The organism is Streptomyces coerulescens, from assembly GCF_042657965.1.
Taxonomy (GTDB): domain Bacteria; phylum Actinomycetota; class Actinomycetes; order Streptomycetales; family Streptomycetaceae; genus Streptomyces; species Streptomyces coerulescens.
Genome location: NZ_JBHSKM010000003.1, coordinates 217968 through 235663, shown reverse-complemented (window position 1 = coordinate 235663; position 17696 = coordinate 217968). Strand labels below are relative to the sequence as shown.

Annotated in this window: 9 protein-coding genes; 3 read left to right on the top strand and 6 right to left on the bottom strand. The window is 72.8% G+C overall.

Features of this window, described 5'->3' with window-relative positions; all coding sequences use genetic code 11:
• The coding region (locus ACFPQ9_RS08365; protein WP_380849088.1) for a type I polyketide synthase at positions 1-3146 on the top strand (3146 nt) is incomplete at its 5' end.
• A 77-nt stretch (positions 3147-3223) separates the two neighbouring features.
• On the opposite strand, the gene ACFPQ9_RS08360 is transcribed toward ACFPQ9_RS08365, so the two are convergent.
• The 3 genes from ACFPQ9_RS08360 to ACFPQ9_RS08350 all read right to left on the bottom strand — a co-directional run bounded on the left by ACFPQ9_RS08360 (position 3224) and on the right by ACFPQ9_RS08350 (position 6701).
• A complete protein-coding gene (locus ACFPQ9_RS08360; RefSeq protein ID WP_380849085.1) occupies positions 3224-4057 on the bottom strand; it encodes a phytanoyl-CoA dioxygenase family protein in 834 nt (277 codons plus the stop codon).
• A 79-nt stretch (positions 4058-4136) separates the two neighbouring features.
• Positions 4137-5312, bottom strand: coding sequence for a cytochrome P450 (locus ACFPQ9_RS08355; RefSeq protein ID WP_380849116.1), 1176 nt, complete (start codon positions 5310-5312; stop codon positions 4137-4139).
• Between the two features lie 207 nt (positions 5313-5519).
• The gene (locus ACFPQ9_RS08350; RefSeq protein ID WP_380849082.1) at positions 5520-6701 is read right to left on the bottom strand and encodes a cytochrome P450; all 1182 of its coding nucleotides are present in this window, start codon (positions 6699-6701) and stop codon (positions 5520-5522) included.
• Between the two features lie 363 nt (positions 6702-7064).
• Here ACFPQ9_RS08350 and ACFPQ9_RS08345 point away from each other — a divergent pair, with 363 nt between their 5' ends.
• Positions 7065-9917, top strand: coding sequence for an ATP-binding protein (locus ACFPQ9_RS08345; protein ID WP_380849079.1), 2853 nt, complete (start codon positions 7065-7067; stop codon positions 9915-9917).
• Between the two features lie 115 nt (positions 9918-10032).
• Complete coding sequence (locus ACFPQ9_RS08340; protein WP_380849076.1) at positions 10033-10806, top strand: thioesterase II family protein; 774 nt, start codon at positions 10033-10035, stop codon at positions 10804-10806.
• A gap of 60 nt (positions 10807-10866) precedes the next feature.
• Here ACFPQ9_RS08340 and ACFPQ9_RS08335 read toward each other — a convergent pair whose 3' ends face one another.
• The 3 genes from ACFPQ9_RS08335 to ACFPQ9_RS08325 form a co-directional block, all read right to left on the bottom strand.
• Entirely contained in the window at positions 10867-11559 is a 693-nt protein-coding gene (locus ACFPQ9_RS08335) for a helix-turn-helix transcriptional regulator (protein WP_380849073.1), read from the bottom strand.
• A 424-nt stretch (positions 11560-11983) separates the two neighbouring features.
• Positions 11984-14758, bottom strand: coding sequence for an AAA family ATPase (locus tag ACFPQ9_RS08330; protein ID WP_380849070.1), 2775 nt, complete (start codon positions 14756-14758; stop codon positions 11984-11986).
• 3 nt (positions 14759-14761) lie between these two features.
• Positions 14762-17368, bottom strand: coding sequence for an AAA family ATPase (locus tag ACFPQ9_RS08325; RefSeq protein WP_380849067.1), 2607 nt, complete (start codon positions 17366-17368; stop codon positions 14762-14764).
• Between the last annotated feature and the right edge of the window lie 328 nt (positions 17369-17696).

Genomic DNA, 17696 nt, shown 5'->3' with positions numbered 1-17696 from the left:
CGAACGGGCTGACCGCACCGAACGGCCCGTCCCAGCAACGCGTCATCCGCCAGGCGTTGAAGACGGCCCGAATCTCCGCCGCTGACGTCGACGTCGTCGAGGCCCATGGCACGGGCACGACGCTCGGCGACCCGATCGAGGCACAGGCCCTGCTTTCCACCTACGGCCAGGAACGTACTGATGGGCCGTTGTGGTTGGGGTCGGTGAAGTCGAATCTGGGGCATACGCAGGCAGCGGCGGGTGTGGCCGGTGTGATCAAGTTGGTGCTGGCGATGCAGCGGGAGGCGCTGCCCGCGACGTTGCATGTGGATCGGCCGTCCTCGCATGTGGACTGGGAGGCGGGGCAGGTCCGGCTGTTGACGGAGTCGCGGGTGTGGCCGCGTGGTGAGCGGCCCAGGCGGGCCGGCGTCTCCGCCTTCGGGATCAGCGGGACCAACGCCCACGTCATCCTCGAAGAAGCCCCGGCCGACCACACCGACAGGAGTGACGAGCCCGACGCCTCGCTCCCGCTCGTGCCCTGGGTGCTGTCCGCCCACCGCCCGGAGTCGCTGGCCCAGCAGGCCGCCCGTCTCGCCTCGGCCCTCACCGACGATCACGCGGCACACGACATCGGGCACTCGCTGGCCACGACCCGTGCCGCCCTGACCCACCGCGCCGTGGCGCTCGGCCCGGACACCCCGACGCTGGCCACCGCACTCACCTCCTTCGGCACCGGGACCACGCCCCCGGACGTCGTCAGCGGCACCGTCATCGACGGCGGCACGGCGTGGCTGTTCACCGGGCAGGGCAGTCAACGCCCGGGAATGGGACGGGAGTTGTACGGGCGGTTCCCCGTGTTCGCCCGTGCCTTCGACGAGGTGTGCGCGCACCTCGACGGGGAACTCGACGGTGCCGCCGGCTTCCCCACGGGCGTACGGGCCGCGGTCTTCGCGCCCGAGGGCTTGGCGGAGGCCGCGCTGCTGAACCGTACCGGGCATGCGCAGGCCGCGCTGTTCGCCGTACAGGTGTCCTTGGTGGAGCTGCTCCGTTCCTGGGGGACCGAGCCGGACTGCGTGGTCGGACACTCCGTGGGCGAGTTCGCGGCCGCCTATGCCGCCGGGGTCTTCGAACTCCCCGACGCGGTACGGCTGGTGGCGGCGCGTGCGCGGCTGATGCAGGCGCTGCCCGGGGGCGGCGCGATGGCCGCGATCGAGGCGACCGAGGGCGAGGTCGCCGAGGCGGTGGACGGGGATGTAGTGATCGCCGCGGTGAACGGGCCGCGGTCCGTCGTGGTGTCGGGGGCGGAGAGCGCCGTGGAGGCCGTGCTCGCCCGGTTCCATGACCGTGGGTGCCGTACGAAGCGACTGCGCGTCAGCCACGCCTTCCACTCACCCCTGATGAAGCCGGTCCTGCACGACTTCGCCGCGGTGGCCGAAGGCATCGGTTACCGCACGCCGGCCGTACCCGCCGTCAGTTCGGTCACCGGGCAGGCGCTGCGGGACGGCGACTGGACCACCGCGCGCTACTGGGCGGACCAGATCGTGGAGCCGGTGCGCTTCCACGACGCCCTCACCACCGTCACCTCCGGCCAAGGGGTCAGCAGGCTCCTGGAGATCGGCCCGGACCCGGTGCTCAGCGCGCAGGCACCCGCGGGGACCGCCGTCGCCGTGAGCGTCCTGCGCCGCGACCGGGCGGAGGTCGCCGCGCTGCTCACCGCTCTCGCCGAGGTCTACGTCCACGGCACGGACGTCGACTGGGGCGCCGTGTTCACGGGGACCGGCGCGCGCCGTATCGACCTGCCGACGTACGCCTTCCGGCGCCGGCGCTATTGGCTGCCCGACCGCGCGGGGGAGAACGGCGCGATGAGCTTCCTCGGCATTCCGCAGACTCCGACCGAACTCCCTTCGCCCGAATTCCCTTCGTCCGCCCTTTCGTCCGAGCTCCCTTCGCCCGACGAGCCTGTGCTCGCTCCCCACGAGCAGCCGGCCGCCGACCGCCTCCGCGCCCTGCCCCCGGCCGAGCGCGAGAGCGCCGTCCTGGAGGTCGTCGTCTCCCTGGCGGCCCACGTCCTCGGGCACTCCGACACCGGTGACGTCGGCCCCACACAGCGGTTCCTCGAGCTGGGCTTCACCTCCCTGTCGCTGGCCGACCTCCGCAACCGCCTGGCGCGCGCCTGCGGAGTCGAACTGCCGACGTCCGCCCTGTACGAGCACGCCACACCGCGCGCCCTGGCCGCCCGCATCAGCGCTCAACTGGCCGACGGGAAGCGGCAGTCGGCCGTAGCCACCGATTCCCTGACCGCGCTCGTGCGGTACGCCTTCGAGCGGGAGCAGTACGACAAGGGACTGGACATGCTGCACCTCGCGGCCGCGATGCGACCGGGGTTCGGGCTGCCCGACGCGCCGTCCGACGGGCCGTCCGACGCGCCGCCCGGCGAGACGGCCCACCCGGACGCACGCCCCGGCACGACCGTGCCCGCCCCCCGGCCGGTCCGGCTCGCCACCGGGACCGAGGGCGAAGCCCTGCTGTGCCTGCCGTCGCTGGTCGCGCCCGTCACCGCGTACCAGTACTCCCGGTTCGCCGCGGCCCTGAACGGCAGGCGTGACGTCTGGGTGCTGCCCGCGCCGGGCTACGCGTCCGGCGAGGCGCTGCCCGACAGCCCCGAGGCCGCCGCCGCCCGGCAGGCGGAGGCCGTCCTCGCCGCCTTCGGGGACAAGCCGCTGACCCTCGTCGGCTACTCCTCCGGCGGCTGGCAGGCCCACCTCCTGGCCGCCGCACTGGCCGAGGCGGGCGCACCCCCGCGCGCCCTGGTGCTGCTCGACTCGCCCGAGACGCCCGACGAGAACCTCGCGCTCGCCATGGTCGCGACCTCCTGCCGGCTCATGCGGGACTTCCCCGACGTCCCCGTCGTCGCCGACCAACTGACCGCGACCGCCCACTACGGCGGCCTGTTCGACGGGTGGCGGCCCGCGCCCCTCGCCGAGTCACCGCGGACCCTGTTCGTGTCCGCGGCGGAACACGACCCCGCCCTCCTCCTGGGCGCCGGCCGGCCCGACTGGCCGCTGCCGCACGAGGCGCTGGAGGTGCCCGGCACCCACGTCAGCCTGCTGGACGGTGACGCCGACACCACCGCGCGCGCCGTGCACGCCTGGCTGCTGGAGCGCTGAACACGGCGAGGGCCGCCGCGCGGTGAGCGCGGCGGCCCTCGATGTCCGACCGGCAGTTCGACGACCGGTCGGGTCGGTCAGTCGTCGAGCAGCCGGATCGGGTCCTCCTGCTCGTACCAGCCCAGGAACGGCGGACACAGGCCCCAGCCGAGCAGCCGCTGGAGCTCCTCGGGGTACTCGCGCACGATCTCCCGCGGTACGGCCAGATACTGGTTCTCCTCCTGGCGCAGATTGCCGCGGACCAGCGCGAGCGTGAGGCCCGTGCGCGCCTCGTCGGCGAGGTTCGCGCCGCCGCCGTGGAACAGACCGCCCACCCAGATCAGGCAGGACCCCGGATCCATCTCCGCCTGCACGGCCTCCTCCGGGCGCGGCGCACGCTCCGCCTCCCAGAGATGGCTGCCCGGGTAGACCATGGTGGCGCCGTTCTCCTCGGTGAACTCGCTCATCGCGAGCATGATCTGCACCCGGTTCGTCGGGCCGGGGCTGGGCAGCAGATGCGCGATGTCGTCGCGGTGCGGCGGCTGAGCGGTCTCGCCGGGCCAGATCTGGATCACCTGGGTGATGCTGACCTGGACGTTCGGCGCGAGATCGGCGCGCTGCCGGCCGAACCAGTTCGTCGAGGGGCGCTCGATCAGGTCCCGGGCGGCGCCCAGGTACAGCGGATCGAGCGCGATGCGCTCCATGTGCCGGGAGCGGGCGAAGAGCGAGCTGAGCCGTTTGGTGCGCTGACCGGTGAAGGAGCTGTCGCCGTAGCCGACGCCGTCGAGCGCGGGACCTAGGTCGTCCCACAGTCCCTTCAGGGTCGGCTCGTCGACGAGGTTCTCCACGATCACACCGCCGTCGCGTTCCAGGACGGCGGTGACGTCGGACACCGGTGCGGTGGCGGGAAGCCGGGTCAGGTCTGCGGGCATGCGAAATCCTGGTTCTGTCGGGTGGCGGCGGCGCATCGGCTCGGTCGCAGTCGCGCGAGGCGGCACGGTGGGCGGAGGGTCACCAGCGCACCGGGAGTTCGGCGAGCCCGTACAGCACGCCGTCGTCCTTGTAGTCGAGGTCCTCGACTGCACGGTCGAGCCGGATGCCGGGCAGCCGCTCGAACAGGATGCGGTAGGCCAACTCCATTTCGACGCGTACGAGATGCTGGCCCAGGCACTTGTGCCGGCCGTGGCCGAAGGCGACATGGCCCTGGGCCGAGCGGCTCGGGTCGAAGGCGTGCGGGCAGGCGAACCTGCCGTCGTCGTAGTTGGCGGCGGCCACCAGCGGCGCCACGCCCTCGCCCGCCCTGATCAGCTGGCCGCCGATCTCCACGTCCGCCACGGCCACCCGCAGCGGCACCAGATCGGCGACGGAGTAGAACCGCAGCAGCTCGTCCACGATGCCCGGGTCGCCGATCCACTCGGGGTGCGTCATGAGGGGGACGGCGCCCAGGGCGATGTTGTTGGCGGTGGTCTCCTGGCCGGCGATGAGCAGCAGCAGGGCCGCACCGCCGACCTCCATCGGGGCCAGTTCCCCGGAGGCGAGCATCGTGCTGATCATGTCGTCGCCGGGCCGGTGCCGTTTGATGGTGACCATCCGGCCCAGGTAGCGCAGGAGTTCCGTGGTCGCCCGGTCCCGTTCCTCGTCGGTGGCGGACAGGGTGACCAGGACCGAGATCCGGGACTCGAAGAAGGCCCGGTCGGCGTGGGGCACGCCCAGCAGCTCGCAGATCACCAGCGACGGAATGGGCACGGCGTAGTCCGCGACCAGATCGGCCGGGCTGCCCTTGGCGACGAGCGACTCCACGCAGTCCTCGACGACCTTCTGGATGCGGGGGCGCAGCTCCTTCATCCGCCGGGCGGTGAAGTCCTGCATGAGGATCTTGCGGTAGCGGTCGTGCTCGGGCGGGTCGAGCGTGGCGAACCAGCCCGGAATCTGGGTCTGCGCGGGCGGTCCGCCGGTACGGCCCGGGGTGGGGAACCCCTCGTTGCGGGAGTCCGAGCTCAGGTGCGGGTGGAGCAGGGCCTCGCGCACGTCCTCGAACCGGGTCAGCAGCCAGACACGCTGGCCGCCCGGCATCATCGACCACGCCGGCCCGTCGCGCCCACGCAACTCGGCGTAGCCGGGCGGGGGGAAGGGCTCGCCGGGCCGGCGGAACGGGAAGTCGACCTGCCGTGCGGCGTCGTCCATCATGTCGGTTGCTGTCACGTGCCGTCCCCTCTCACCGTGAGGTGGCACCGGGACCTCCGGACCCCGATGTGAGACGAAGGATGGGCCGCTCGCGGCGGGCAAATCCCTAGTCATGGCACGGGATCGGAAGCCCCGGTGAGGGTTGAGCCGCTCTGAGACCGGGTCGTGCGTGGCCGGCCGGAGAGTACCCGTGGTGGCCGGCCCGCTTCGCTACCACCGAACCGGCAGTTCCGCCGGTCCGCCGACGAGCCGCCCGGCACCGGTCATGAGCTCCTCGTGCGGGACCACCGGTCGCAGTCGGGGCATGCGCGTGAACAGCGCGGTGAACGCTTCCGCGAGCTCGATCCGGGCCAGCGAGGCGCCGAGACAGTGCCAGATGCCGTGCCCGAACGACAGATGGGGGTTGGGCGCCCTGCGCGGATCGAACTCCCCGGCCCGTTCGAAGGCGCGCTCGTCGTGGTTGGCCAGTGCGAAGTCCAGCAGCACCAGGTCGCCGGCCCGGATGGTCACCCCGGCGACCTCGATATCGGCGGCGGCGTAGCGGGGCAGGACGGAGCCGGACTGCTTGCCGTTGCGCAGCACTTCCTCCACCAGGGCGGCCATCGCCTCCGGCTCGTCGAGCGCCGTGCGCAGCCGCTCCGGGTGGCGGCCGAGCAGGGCGACGCCCAGGGTGACGAAGCTCGCCACGCTCTCCAGGCCCGCCATGAGGAGCGTCGCGGCGAGCGCGGCGGCCTGCTCGCTGGGGATGCCGGCGGTCACCAGCCGGGTCAGGACGTCGTCGCGCGGTGCGGTCCGCTTGGCCTCGGCGAGCGCGCCGAACAGGGCGAAGAGCGGGCCAGGGCCGGGTGCGGCCGCCCCGTCCTTCCCGACCCGGCCGATGTCGGCGAGGAGTTGCGTGGCGCGTTCCCGTTCCTCGGCGGGCACGCCGATCAGCTCGTGCAGGATGCTCAGCGAGTACGGCAGCGCGAACTGCCCGTGCAGATCGGCGGGTTGCTCGCGGCCCGCGAAGTCCGCGGCGATCGCGCGCGCGGCGCCGGCCACGCGCGGCCTCAGTTCCTGCATACGGCGTGCGGCGAACTGCGGGCCGAGCAGGGCCCGGGACCGACGGTGCATCTCCCGGGCCGTGTCGGCGTCGTCGATGATCAGCATCTGGACGAGCGGGCTGTCGACGTACTTGGGCGCGGTGGCGGGGGCGGGGTGGAAGCGGCCGAGCCGCTCGTCGTGCAGGAGTGCCTTCGTCTCGGCGTGCCGGGTGACGAGCCAGGCCTCGTCACCGGCGGGGGTCCGCACACGGCGGACGGGTGCCTCGTCGCGCAGGGCCCGCAGCGGGCTGGGGGCGAACACGGGACGCGAGGCGGTGTCGAGCACGGGTAAAGGAGGTGTGTGCTGCATGGGCCGAGCCTGCCGTCCCGGCACTGACGATTTCCCGAGAGTTCGGGGGCGCGGCGGCTCGACACTCCACTCATGTGTGGTGCACCACACTCAAATGTGAACGGAGCTCAACTTCCGTCTCTCGGACGCCGATCGAACCGGACCGGGTGATTCCGGTCGGCCTTCTGACCGGCGGAGGAGCGTGGCGAGCGGGTCGTGAGTTCGCAATCGCGTACCTGCGAAAGCGGCTTCGGGGGGCGTGCGACCGCATCGCGCGCGGGCGAGGAACACCCCTGCTCGTGCGTATGATCGGACGAGAAAACGGTCGTTCGGTTCGTACATTCCGCCAACTGCTTTGTGTGGCGGCGCAATACAGGAGACGCGGTGGCTTTAACCTCCGGCCTCAAGGCGGAAGACGAGCCCACGCTCGTCGGTCGAGACCTGGAACTGGCCCTGATCCGTGAGCACCTCCACGGCTCGGGGGGAGGCCGGGCGGTCCTGCTGCGCGGACCCGCCGGCATCGGCAAGACCCGGCTGATGCACGAGGTGCTCGCCGACCTGGACGTGCACGCCCGTGTCCGCACCGTCAAGTGCCAGGAGAGCGGCGGCGCCGCCTACGCGGCCGTGCGCGGACTGTTCGCACCGCTCGGACTCACCGACGGCGACCCCGCCCGGCATCCGCTGCTCGCCGGCAGTGCCGCGCTCGCGGGCAGCGCCGCGCTCGCCCTGCCCGCCCTCACGACGGACGGCGACCCCGACGGCGACCCCGCCGACATGTACGGCGTCATGCACGGCCTGTACTGGCTCACCGCCTCGCTGGCCGCCGAGCGCCCGCTCGTCCTCGCCGTCGACGACCTCCAGTGGTGCGACGAGGCGTCGCTGCGCTGGCTCGGTTTCCTGCTGCGACGGGCCGAGGGCCTGCCGGTCTCCCTGTTCCTCACCCTGCGCACCGAGGTCGAGCCCGCCCGCCCCGACGTGCTGGACGAGATGGCCGACGCCCCCTCCTGCCTCACCGTCGACGTCGAACCGCTCACCGACGACGCCGTGCGCGACATGCTCGCCGCGGCCCTGACCGTCACGCCCGACGCCTCCGTGGTCGCCCGGTGCATGGAACTCACCGGCGGCACCCCCTTCCTCGTCCAGCTCCTCGCCCGCGACCTGAAGGAACGCGCCCCGGACGCCGCGCTGGACGCCGACGCCCTGCAGGACGGCCTCGGGCACGACACCGTGGCCCGCTTCCACCTCGACCGGCTCAGCCCCGAACGGCTCGCCGTCGCCAAGGCGCTCGCGGTCCTGGAGTCCGACGACATCGAGACCGTCGCAGCCCTCGCCGGCACCACCCCGGGCCCCGCCGCCGGCGCCGTCGACGCCCTGCGCGCCGCCGGGCTGCTGCGCCCCGACTCCCTCGCCTACCGCCACGACCTCATGCGCCAGGCCGTCCTGGACGCGACGCCGGCCGAGGAGCGCCTCGCGCTGCGCAAACGCGCCGCACGCCTGCTCAACGACTCCGGGCACCCCAGCGACCAGGTCGCCGTCCAGCTGATGCACCTGCCCGAGGTGCCCGAGCCCTGGATGGTCACCGTCCTGCGCTCCGCGGCCCTCGGCGCCGAACAGCGCGGCGCACCCGCCACCGCCGGCCAGTACCTCTCCCGCGCCCTGCGGCACGACCTCGACGACATCGAGCTGCTGTCCGCCTCCGCCCGGGTCCTCGCCCACTCCGACCACCCCACCGCGCTCAGCCGGCTGGAACACGCGCTGTCCCTCGCCACCGACCCTCGCCTGCGCTGCCGGCTCGTCCTTCAGTACGTCATCACCTCCCTCGGCGCCCAGAACTCGCTGCGGGCCTTCGAGCTGGTCGGCGAGACACTGCCCATGGTCGAGTCCGCACTCGGCGACGCCCCCGACGAACAGGCGCTGCGCACCCTCATGGAGGCGATGGCGCTGGTCTCCGGACTGGACGAGAAGTCCACGGTGCGCCGCGTCAGCGCACGCTTCCGCGACCACCCCCTGCCGCCGGGCGAGACCGCCGAGGAGCGGCTGCTGCTCGGCATGCTGTGCGCGCTCGGCACCCTGGAGGGCCGTCCCGCCGCCGAACTGGTCCCGGCCGCCGAGCGGGTCCTGCGGGTCGGGGACGTCTCGCTGGGCGGCTGGGGCGCCCTCGGCGCCAGCCTCGCCCTCTACCTCGCCGACGAGATCAAACCCGTCGAGCAGGTGCTCACCACCCTGCTCGAACACGCCCAGAAACGCGGCCAGGCCTGGAACAGTGCCCTCGTGTCCACCACCCGCGCCCAGGTGCACATGTGGGCCGGCAATATCGCCCAGGCGCTGGCGGACGCACAGCTCGCCTTCGACCTCGTCCACCGCGATCTGCATGTGAAGAGCGCCGTCGGCCCGCACTGCACCCTCGCGGACGTCCTGGTCCTGCGCGGCGACGCCCGGCGCGCCGAGGAACACCTCGATCTGGTGCGCCGGCCCCGCCTGGACCAGTTCGCACTGGAGTCGCACACCTACATGATGAGCCGGGCCCGCACCCGCGCCGCGCTCGGCGACCTGGAGGGAGCCCTCGGCCATCTCGTGCGCTGCGGCGACAGCCTCGCCGAGGCGGGCATCGGCAACCCCGTGCTGGCGCCCTGGTGGTACGACGCCGCACAATTGCTCGCCGAGCTCGGCCGGTACGGCGACGGGCAGGACATCGTCGAGCGGGTGGCGCCGGCCGTACTGCGCTGGGGCACGCCCCGGGCCAAGGGCATGCTCGCCGTCGCCCGCGGTGTCCTCACGCCCGGCGACACCGGCATCGAGGAACTGACCGAGGCGGCCCGTCTCCTCGACGGCAGCCCGGGCCGCCTGGAGCACGCCCGCGCCGAATACCTGCTCGGCCGGCGACTGCTGGAGCGCGGCGACTCCGAGGGCGCACGCGAACGGCTGCGCCGCGCCATCGACATCGCCGTACTGTGCGGCGACCGGCAGCTCCTCGACCAGGCGGTGCCCGCCCTCGGCGCGGCCGGCGGACGGCTGCGCAGCGGCACCGAGTCACCCACCGACGCACTGAGCGGCAGCGAACGCCAGGTCGCCGAACGGGCCGCCGCCGGAGCCACCAACCGGGAGATCGCCGAGGCCCTCTTCCTCACCCAGCGCACCGTGGAGTTCCACCTCACGAGCGTCTACCGCAAGCTCGGCATCCGAGGAAGAGGCGAACTCCAAGCCGTCCTCGCCGCCGAGCGCAGGCCCGTCGGCTGAGACCACGGCGGTGCCGGAAGTTTGGGGTTCTGCTGGTGGCGGCCCCCGTTCAATGGGCGGCGACGGCGGGCCGGTTGCCGCCGCCGCACCGACGAAAGCTCTGGAAAGGACGCCCATGTCGCGTATCGCCGACGACGCCACCACGGCGTGGATCCGCCGCTACCACCCCTCCGCTGCCAGCGCCGTCCGGCTGGTGTGCTTTGCGCACGCGGGCGGTTCGGCCAGCTTCTTCCACCCGGTGTCGGTGCGCTTCGCCCCGGAAGTCGACGTGGTCGCGCTGCAGTACCCGGGACGCCAGGACCGGCGCACCGAACCGTGCGTGGAGGACATCGGCAAGCTCGCGGACCTGCTCTGCGAGGAGATCCGCGAACTGAGCGACAAACCCACCGTGTTCTTCGGCCACAGCATGGGCGCCGTCCTGGCCTACGAGACGGCACTGCGCCTCGAGGAACTCGGCGTCAATCCGCCGCGCGCCGTCGTGGCCTCGGGCCGACGCGCCCCGTCCTCCCACCGGGACGAGCGGGTGCACCAGCAGGACGACGCGGGCGTGATCACCGAGCTGCGGCTCCTCAACGGCACCGACGCGGCCGTGTTCGGCAACGACGAGCTGCTGCGGATGGCGCTGCCCGCGATCCGGGGCGACTACCGCGCCATCGAGACCTACACCTGCCCGCCCGGACGCCGGATCCGCGGAGCGCTGACGGTCCTCACAGGCGACGCCGACCCGCGCACGACCCTGGCGGAGGCCGAGGCCTGGCGCGACCACACCGACGGCGCCTTCCGTCTGCGGGTCTTCTCCGGCGGCCACTTCTTCCTCACCGGTCACCTGGACGAGGTGTACGCCGAGATCCGCACGGAACTCGACGCGGCCCGTGCGGCCGGTTCCTGAAAAGCCGCGAAGGCCCCGCCGGATGACGGACGGCGGGGCCTTCGCAGCAATGCAGAGCGGTCAGTCGGACACGAACTCCGGGCGTACCCGCGGTGGCCACTGACCGACGGCGAAGACACCGAGGGAATAGCTCTTCGATATCAGCGCCGGCCGGTTGGTCACCTTCATCTTCCGCAGCAGAGAGGAGACGTGATACTCGACTCCGCCGCGGCTGAGGAAAAGTTTCGTGGCGAGCTGTACCGTCGACTCGCCCGACGCCACTCCCTCCAGAATGCGGGCATGCATCGGACTGAAAAGTTTGCGCCGTGCGTTGGCGAGCTGCGGACCGGTCTCGGACTGCTCCGGGTCGACCAGCACCAGAATACGGTCCACCCGGCCGACACCGCTCCGTACGGCGATTCCGGTCATCTCGCCACGGAACACCGCGTCCTTGGCCCCCAAGGCGACCAAGTGGTCGGCGAACCGGGGGCTCTGACCGTCCGCCAGACGGATCAACTCGTTCTTCAGCTTGCCCTGCACACTGGGGTGCAGTAGTTCGCAGAAGTCCCTTCCCGTGCCCCGCCCTGGGTTCCAGTCGAATTGCTGGGCGAAGGATCGGTTGGCCTCCACTATCCGGAATTCCAGATCGAGGTTCGCGATGCAAACGAGGGACTGCTCGAAAAGCGCCAAATAATTGTCGCGATACGGTTCCGGAGACCAGTTCCGTGGTGCGTCGGGGAGGATCTCTACGGAGTCTAGGCCGGCGTTTTTCATGGGGGGTTGGCCACTCTCTCTCAGCGCTCATGAACCAGTGGTGCATCCCGCAGCGGGGAGTGTTCCTTCACCCAAGACATTGCCATCGAATGAAAATACGTGTCAAGGCATACAGGGTTCGCAAGGCCCTATTCACCGTTAAGACTGCGGTGCCCGCCGGCGGTGGTTCGGTGCGCATTGCGGTCCCGTATGCGGACGCCTTTTGAGTACCGTTCAGTAACCGGTGAACATGACGTGTGAGCGACGGGTCGATGAGGAACCGTGCACGTCAGAGCGGTTGTTCGGGTGTCGATGGTGCCGTCGGAGTGTGCGTTGGCGAAGGGGAGGGGAAAACGGTGGTTCAGAGTTCCTCGGATTGCGTGAACACAATGAACAAAACTCCGCGCAGGTCGGCAAGGCATGGATCAATGCCGTCCTGGGCAGGCTAGTGGGTTCCGTCCATTCCCAGGGCATGGGCCAGTTGTTCCCGGCCGGTTATGCAGAATTTGCGGTATGAACTCGTGAGGTGTCTTTCCACGGCCCGTAGACTCGTTTCGAGTTCCTCCGCGATCTCTCTATTGCTGAGACCGCGTGCCGCGCGTTCCGCCACCCGTGTCTCGGCCGGGGTGAGGCCGGCCGTGAGCGCCCCCACGGGGCGTGCCTCGGCCCCGGTGTCCGTCCGCACGTTGGCCAAATCGGCGGCCAGCCGGCGGCCGCGCCGGAAGAGCCGATCGCCTTCCGGGAGGGATTCCCGTTGCAGACGTCTGCCCAATTCGGTGAGGGCATGGGCCAACTCCAGTCGGCTGCCCTCCGTTTCCACGACATCCACGGCCTGGCGCAGCAACTCGATTCCCGGCGCGCCCTCGGTGACGATGCCGAGAATCCGCAGCGCCCGGCTCAGCGTGGTCGGCGCGCCCCAGTCCAGGGCACGTTCGTGATGGGTGCGGGCGGCGGCGAGGGCCTCGGCGGTCCGGCCCGCTCGATGATGGATCAGGACGACCCGCACCTGCCAGTGCGCGAACGCCGCGTTCACCCACCCGGCGCGTTCCAGGACGCGCCCGCAGTCCAGATAGTGCGCGAGCGCCACCGGCAGATTCCCGCGGTCCTCCGCGAGCAGCCCGTTCAGCGCCCCGGACAGGGCGAACATCCGCAGGTCGGTGGGTGGTTCGGCGGGTTCGAGGAGCCGTTCGGCGAGTTCGGCGTCGCCCACCGCCAGCGCGACGTGGCCCAGGACGAGCCGGGCGTGCACCCGGTCGGCGGGCGTCCCGCCCTCGGTCCGGGCGAGCGCACGCGCCCCGCACTGCCGGGCCGCACCCACCTCGCCCCGCGACAGCAGCGCGAGGCCCTGCACCGCATCGATGCGGGACAGGGTCATGCCGTTGCCCTCCTGCGCGGCGTGCAGGCGCGCCGCGTCCAGCCATGACGCGGCGAGATGCGGGCTGTCCGTGCAGTAGAGCACCGGCGGCAGCAGTTCGAGCGCCAGTCCGGACCGGGCGCTGTGCGCCGGCTCCTCCTCCAGGACCTGCCGGGCCGCCCGCGCCACCGTGCGGTGGTCGGACCGCCCGCCCATGGCGGCCGAGAACAGGAGCACGGTGCGCAGTTCGCGCTCGGCGGCCGAGATGCCGTAGCGCTGCTCGCCGAGGTCGAGCAGCCGGCGCGTCGCCGACGTCACCAGGCCGGGGTCCTCCAGCCCGGCGTACCGGGCGCGGGCCTCCAGCCGCATCGCGAGGTAGCCGCCCTGCCGGTCGCCCTCCCGTGGAGTCCCGAGACCGGCGGCGGTCTCCCGGACCAGGGCGGCGACCTCGGGATCGCTGCGCACGATGTCCATCGGGGTGCTGGAGACGACCTCGGCGCGCCGCCGAAGCCGGGGCATCAGCCGCGCCGCCTGCACGAAGTGGCGGCCCGCCACCGGGGACTTGAGGTCCAGCTCGGTGACCCCGAGCTCGTACAGCAACTCGGCGCGGACATGGCTGCCCGCGGGTACGTCGACGAGGGCACGGCCGAGATAGCGCACGGCCGCCTCCGGTGCGCCCCGGCGGCGGGCGGCCGCGGCGGCGGCGCGCAACTGGTGGATCTCCCACGGGTCGCCGAGCCGGTCGACGTGCAGCAGCGGCTGCGCGACCTCCTCCGGCCCGGCGCCGCACGCGTCGAGCACGGCGGACGCCCGCCGGTGGCGGCGGGAGCTCTCCTCGTCGCCCATGGCCTGCCGGACGACGGCACAGACCGCCCGCAGGTGGGCGGCCTCGTCCTGTCCGGGTGCCGGCGGCCACGCGTGCGTGAGGACCTCTCGGGCGTCCGCGCACTGCTGCCCCGTCAGATCCGCGAGCCGGGCGACGAGGTCGTCCGTGGCATGGCCGGCGAGCACGGCGGTGGCCTTGAGGAAGGCGTCGAGGACGGGTTCGCGGCGCAGCAGCGACAGCAGCCGCTCGCGGCGCAGCGACTCGCCCAGCGCGCGCAGGCGCTGTGTGTGCCAGTGGGGTGCGCCGAGCCGCCGGAGCCGGGCCCGGTCGCACAGCACCCGCAGATCCTTGGGCCGGCCCCCGGTGACGTCGTGGCAGGTGCGGCGGAACTCGTCGGGGCAGCCGTCCCCGAAGTGACGGGCCACCAGCGCCGCCGTGCCGCGGCGCGACAGGCCGTGGGCCCGGACGTGGTGGGTGGCGGCCGCCGAGATCTCGGCGACCAGCGGGTCACGGGTGCCGAGGCCGTCCTTGCGGACCACGGCCAGCAGCATGCGCAGGCCGTCGAGCCGCGCCGCGAGATGGGCGAGGGCCTCCAGGGAGTCGTCGTCGACCCAGCCCAGGTCGTCCACGGCGAGCACCACGGGCCGCTCGGCGCTGAGGCCGGCGAACAGGATGTGCAGCCAGTGGAGCATGTCGGCGCGCACGGCGGCGCCCGTCTCGCCGTCCGGGCCCGAGCGGCCCGGGGCGGTGGCGATGGGCGGAACCGCGGTGAGCAGGGGAGCGGGCAGATCGCGTTCGGCGACGAGCGGAAGCACGAGCCGGCGCAGCACGCCGAACGGGACGGTGCGTTCGGCGGGGATGCCGCCGGAGCGCAGGACCAGGGCCCCGGTCGCCGCCGCACGTTCGGTCAGCCGGTTCAGCAGGGCCGTGGTGCCGGTGCCGGTGCCGCCCTCGACGACGACGAGGACGCCGGTGCCCGCCCGGGCCGCGGCGACCGCCTCGTTGAGTACGGCCAGCTCGTGCTCGCGCTCCAGCAGCATGGCTCAGACGTCCTCCTGCCGGGCTCGCAGATGGGCGACGAGAGCGGCACGCCCCTTCACGCCGAGCTTGCGGTAGGTCTGCGTCAGCCGTAGCTCGACCGTGCGGGTGGACAGGCCGAGCCGGCGGGCGATCTCACGGTTGGCATGCCCGGCCAGGACGAGGTCGGCCACCTCACGCTCGGACGGAGTGAGCGGGTCCGGTCCCGGGGCGGTCGCGTCGGGCCTCGCAGTGGGCCCGTCGTCGGAGGACTGCGAGGACCGGGCGGAGGGATCCGCCCCCGCGCCGGCCCAGGCGACCTCGACGCCGTTGCGCGCCAGGGCCTCGTGGGTGCGGGCGCGCAAGGCGGTGAAGGCACTCGGCGTCCCCCAGCGCTCGGCGACTTCGCGTTCCTTGACGAGCAGGTCGTCCGCGGCGGCGGGGGCGCCGAGGTGATGGTGGGCGACGGCCGCGGCGCTGCGCCACGCTATGAGCATGGGGTTGCGCCAGCGCTTGGCCCGCAGCATGCGTCCGCACTCCTCCAGCAGCAGCACCGCACGCGCCGCGTCCCCGTCGATGAGGGCGAGTTCGCCGCGGGCGTACAGCAGGAAGGCCGTGTTGACGCTGTGGCACTCGGGCCGGCCGCGGGCGCGTTCCGAGGCGCGCCCGGCCTCCTCGAGACGGCCGCAGCGGATCAGGGCGAGGATCTCGGCGGCGGCGAGGCGGGGAGCGAGAAGGCAGTGCCACGACGTCGGTGGAAGGGCCCGCGTGGCTTCGGCCAGTTCGCGCAGCGCCTCCTCGCCGCGGCCCAGGCGTAGCTGTGCCTCGGCACGGCTGAGCAGGGCCTGCGCGGCCGCCGCGAGGGCGTCACGGCGGTGGGCGTCCGCGGCGACGGCGTCCAGGCGGTCGAGGCCGGTGGGTACGTCGTCCGCGCACAGCAGGGCCCGCGCCGCGGCGATGCGGCACATGAACGGCACGGAGGCGGGCTCGTCGAGCGCCGTGCGGGCGAGTTCGAGGACCCCGGCCCGGTCGTCGGCGCGGGTGGCGAGGGTCCAGGCGAGCACGGCCGACTGGGCGGGGTGCCCGGGCCGGTCGGAGTGGACCGGGGGCGGGGCGACGAGCGGCAGGCCGCCCTTCTCCTTGTGGGCGAGCCGGCCGAGGGCGCGCAGCGGACGCAGCTCGTCGTCGGGGATCTTGGTCAGGGCCCGCTGGTGCACATCGGCGATCACCCACCGCGCGGTCTCCGCGTCGCCCCGGCTGAGCAGCAGGTCGGCGGCGTTGAGCACGTCCGGCCAGGTCTCCCGGCTGAGGTGACGCAGCATCACCTGGCGCAGCCTGCCGTCGGCGGCCTGCGGAGCGGTGACGGCTTCGGCGGCTGCCAGACGGATCAGACGCCGGGCCCGCTCGGCCTCGGTCACCGGCTCGCACAGCGAGTGCCGCAGCGTCGCCGTCGTGAGGTCGGCCGCGTGCCGCGGGCGCGCGGCGGCGTGGTCCGAGGCGGTCCACGGGCGCACGAGCGAGGTGACGTCGCCGAGGAGTTCGGCGACGGTGCCGACGCGGGAGTCCTCCTGGCCGTTCAGCGAGGCGGCGCGCCGGTGCAGCCGGTCGCGTTCGGGCCCGGTCATGCCCGCCAGGACGTCATCGGCGAACCAGGGGTGGCGCAGCCGCGGGATGTCGGTGTCGGCGACCAGCCCGCAGGCCCGCAGGGCGTCCGCGGCGTCGGCGAAGGCGGTGGCGTCGAGGCCGGCGAGAGCCGCCAGTCGGGCCGGCTCCAGCTGGTGTCCGCCGACGGCCGTGGCCCGCAGCAGCGCCACCACGTTCTTGGGCAGGCCCTGCAGGGTGGTCAGGGCGCGGGTGGACCAGGCGGTGCGGGCGGCGGTGATGAGCTGCGGAACCGCGTCGGTGTCCAGGGGGCGCCCGAGCGCGGCGATCCGGTCGGCGACGGCGTGCAGCACGGCGGGGGACCAGCCGGCGACCCCGGCCACCGTGAGCACGGACCGCTCCACGGGGTGGCCGACGCGGGTCTCGATCACGCCGCGCGCCTCCGCGGTGGTGAGCGTGTCGAGGCGCAGGGTGTGCACCGGGCAGGGCGCCGCGGGCCGGGCTCCCGCCGCCTCGAGGACCTGACGGACCGGCACGGGGGAGGTGACGACCGCGAGAACGGCGCCCTGCCTTGCGCGGTGGATCAGATCGACCAGCCGGCGCAGGGAATGGGGGTCGGCGAGATGGAGGTCGTCCACGGCCAGCAGCACGGGCCGGCCGGCCGACAGCGTCAGGAGCGTGTCGCACATGCGGGCCACGGTGTCCGTCGGCCTGCTGGTGGGGCCGATGCCGGAAGCGAGGGCACCGATCCGCGAGGGCCGGCACAGCGTGCCCAGGAGCTGTGTGATGGCCCCGTAGGGGAGCTGGGACTCACGGGGTGAACAGCGGGCCACACCGACGGCGAGACCCGAGGCGCGGGCCCGCTCGACGGCCCGTTCGAGGACGGCACTGCGGCCGGAGCCCACGGGGCCGGTGACGACGGCGATGTCAGAGACACCGTCCTGCAGTCGTCGCACGAATCCGTCCAGGACGTCGAGCACGGCCCGGCGGCCGACGAGTTGAGCGGGGACGGAAGCGGGGGTGGTGGTCATGGGCGACCCTGGGGGGTCTGGTTTCGCATGCGCACCTCTCGTCTGATGACAGATGGTGACCTGCTCTTCCTTCGAATCGGAGATTAGCGAGCCGCGCACCGCCATTACAGGTTTACCTGGGGATCCCTGAGCTTTTTTTGAGGTTGCCGAGGAATCAACACGCGTTGATTGAGCGGAACGGCGCCGGCGGAGCGCGTTGGTTGAATCCCGTGGCGGCCTCTCTGTCGTTCCCGTTCGTCAACCAGGCTGATCAGGCCGGGCACTTGGCCCCGTCCCAGCCATCGACGGGACATCTGCGAGAAACTGGCCGGTAACTCGGGTGAACTCC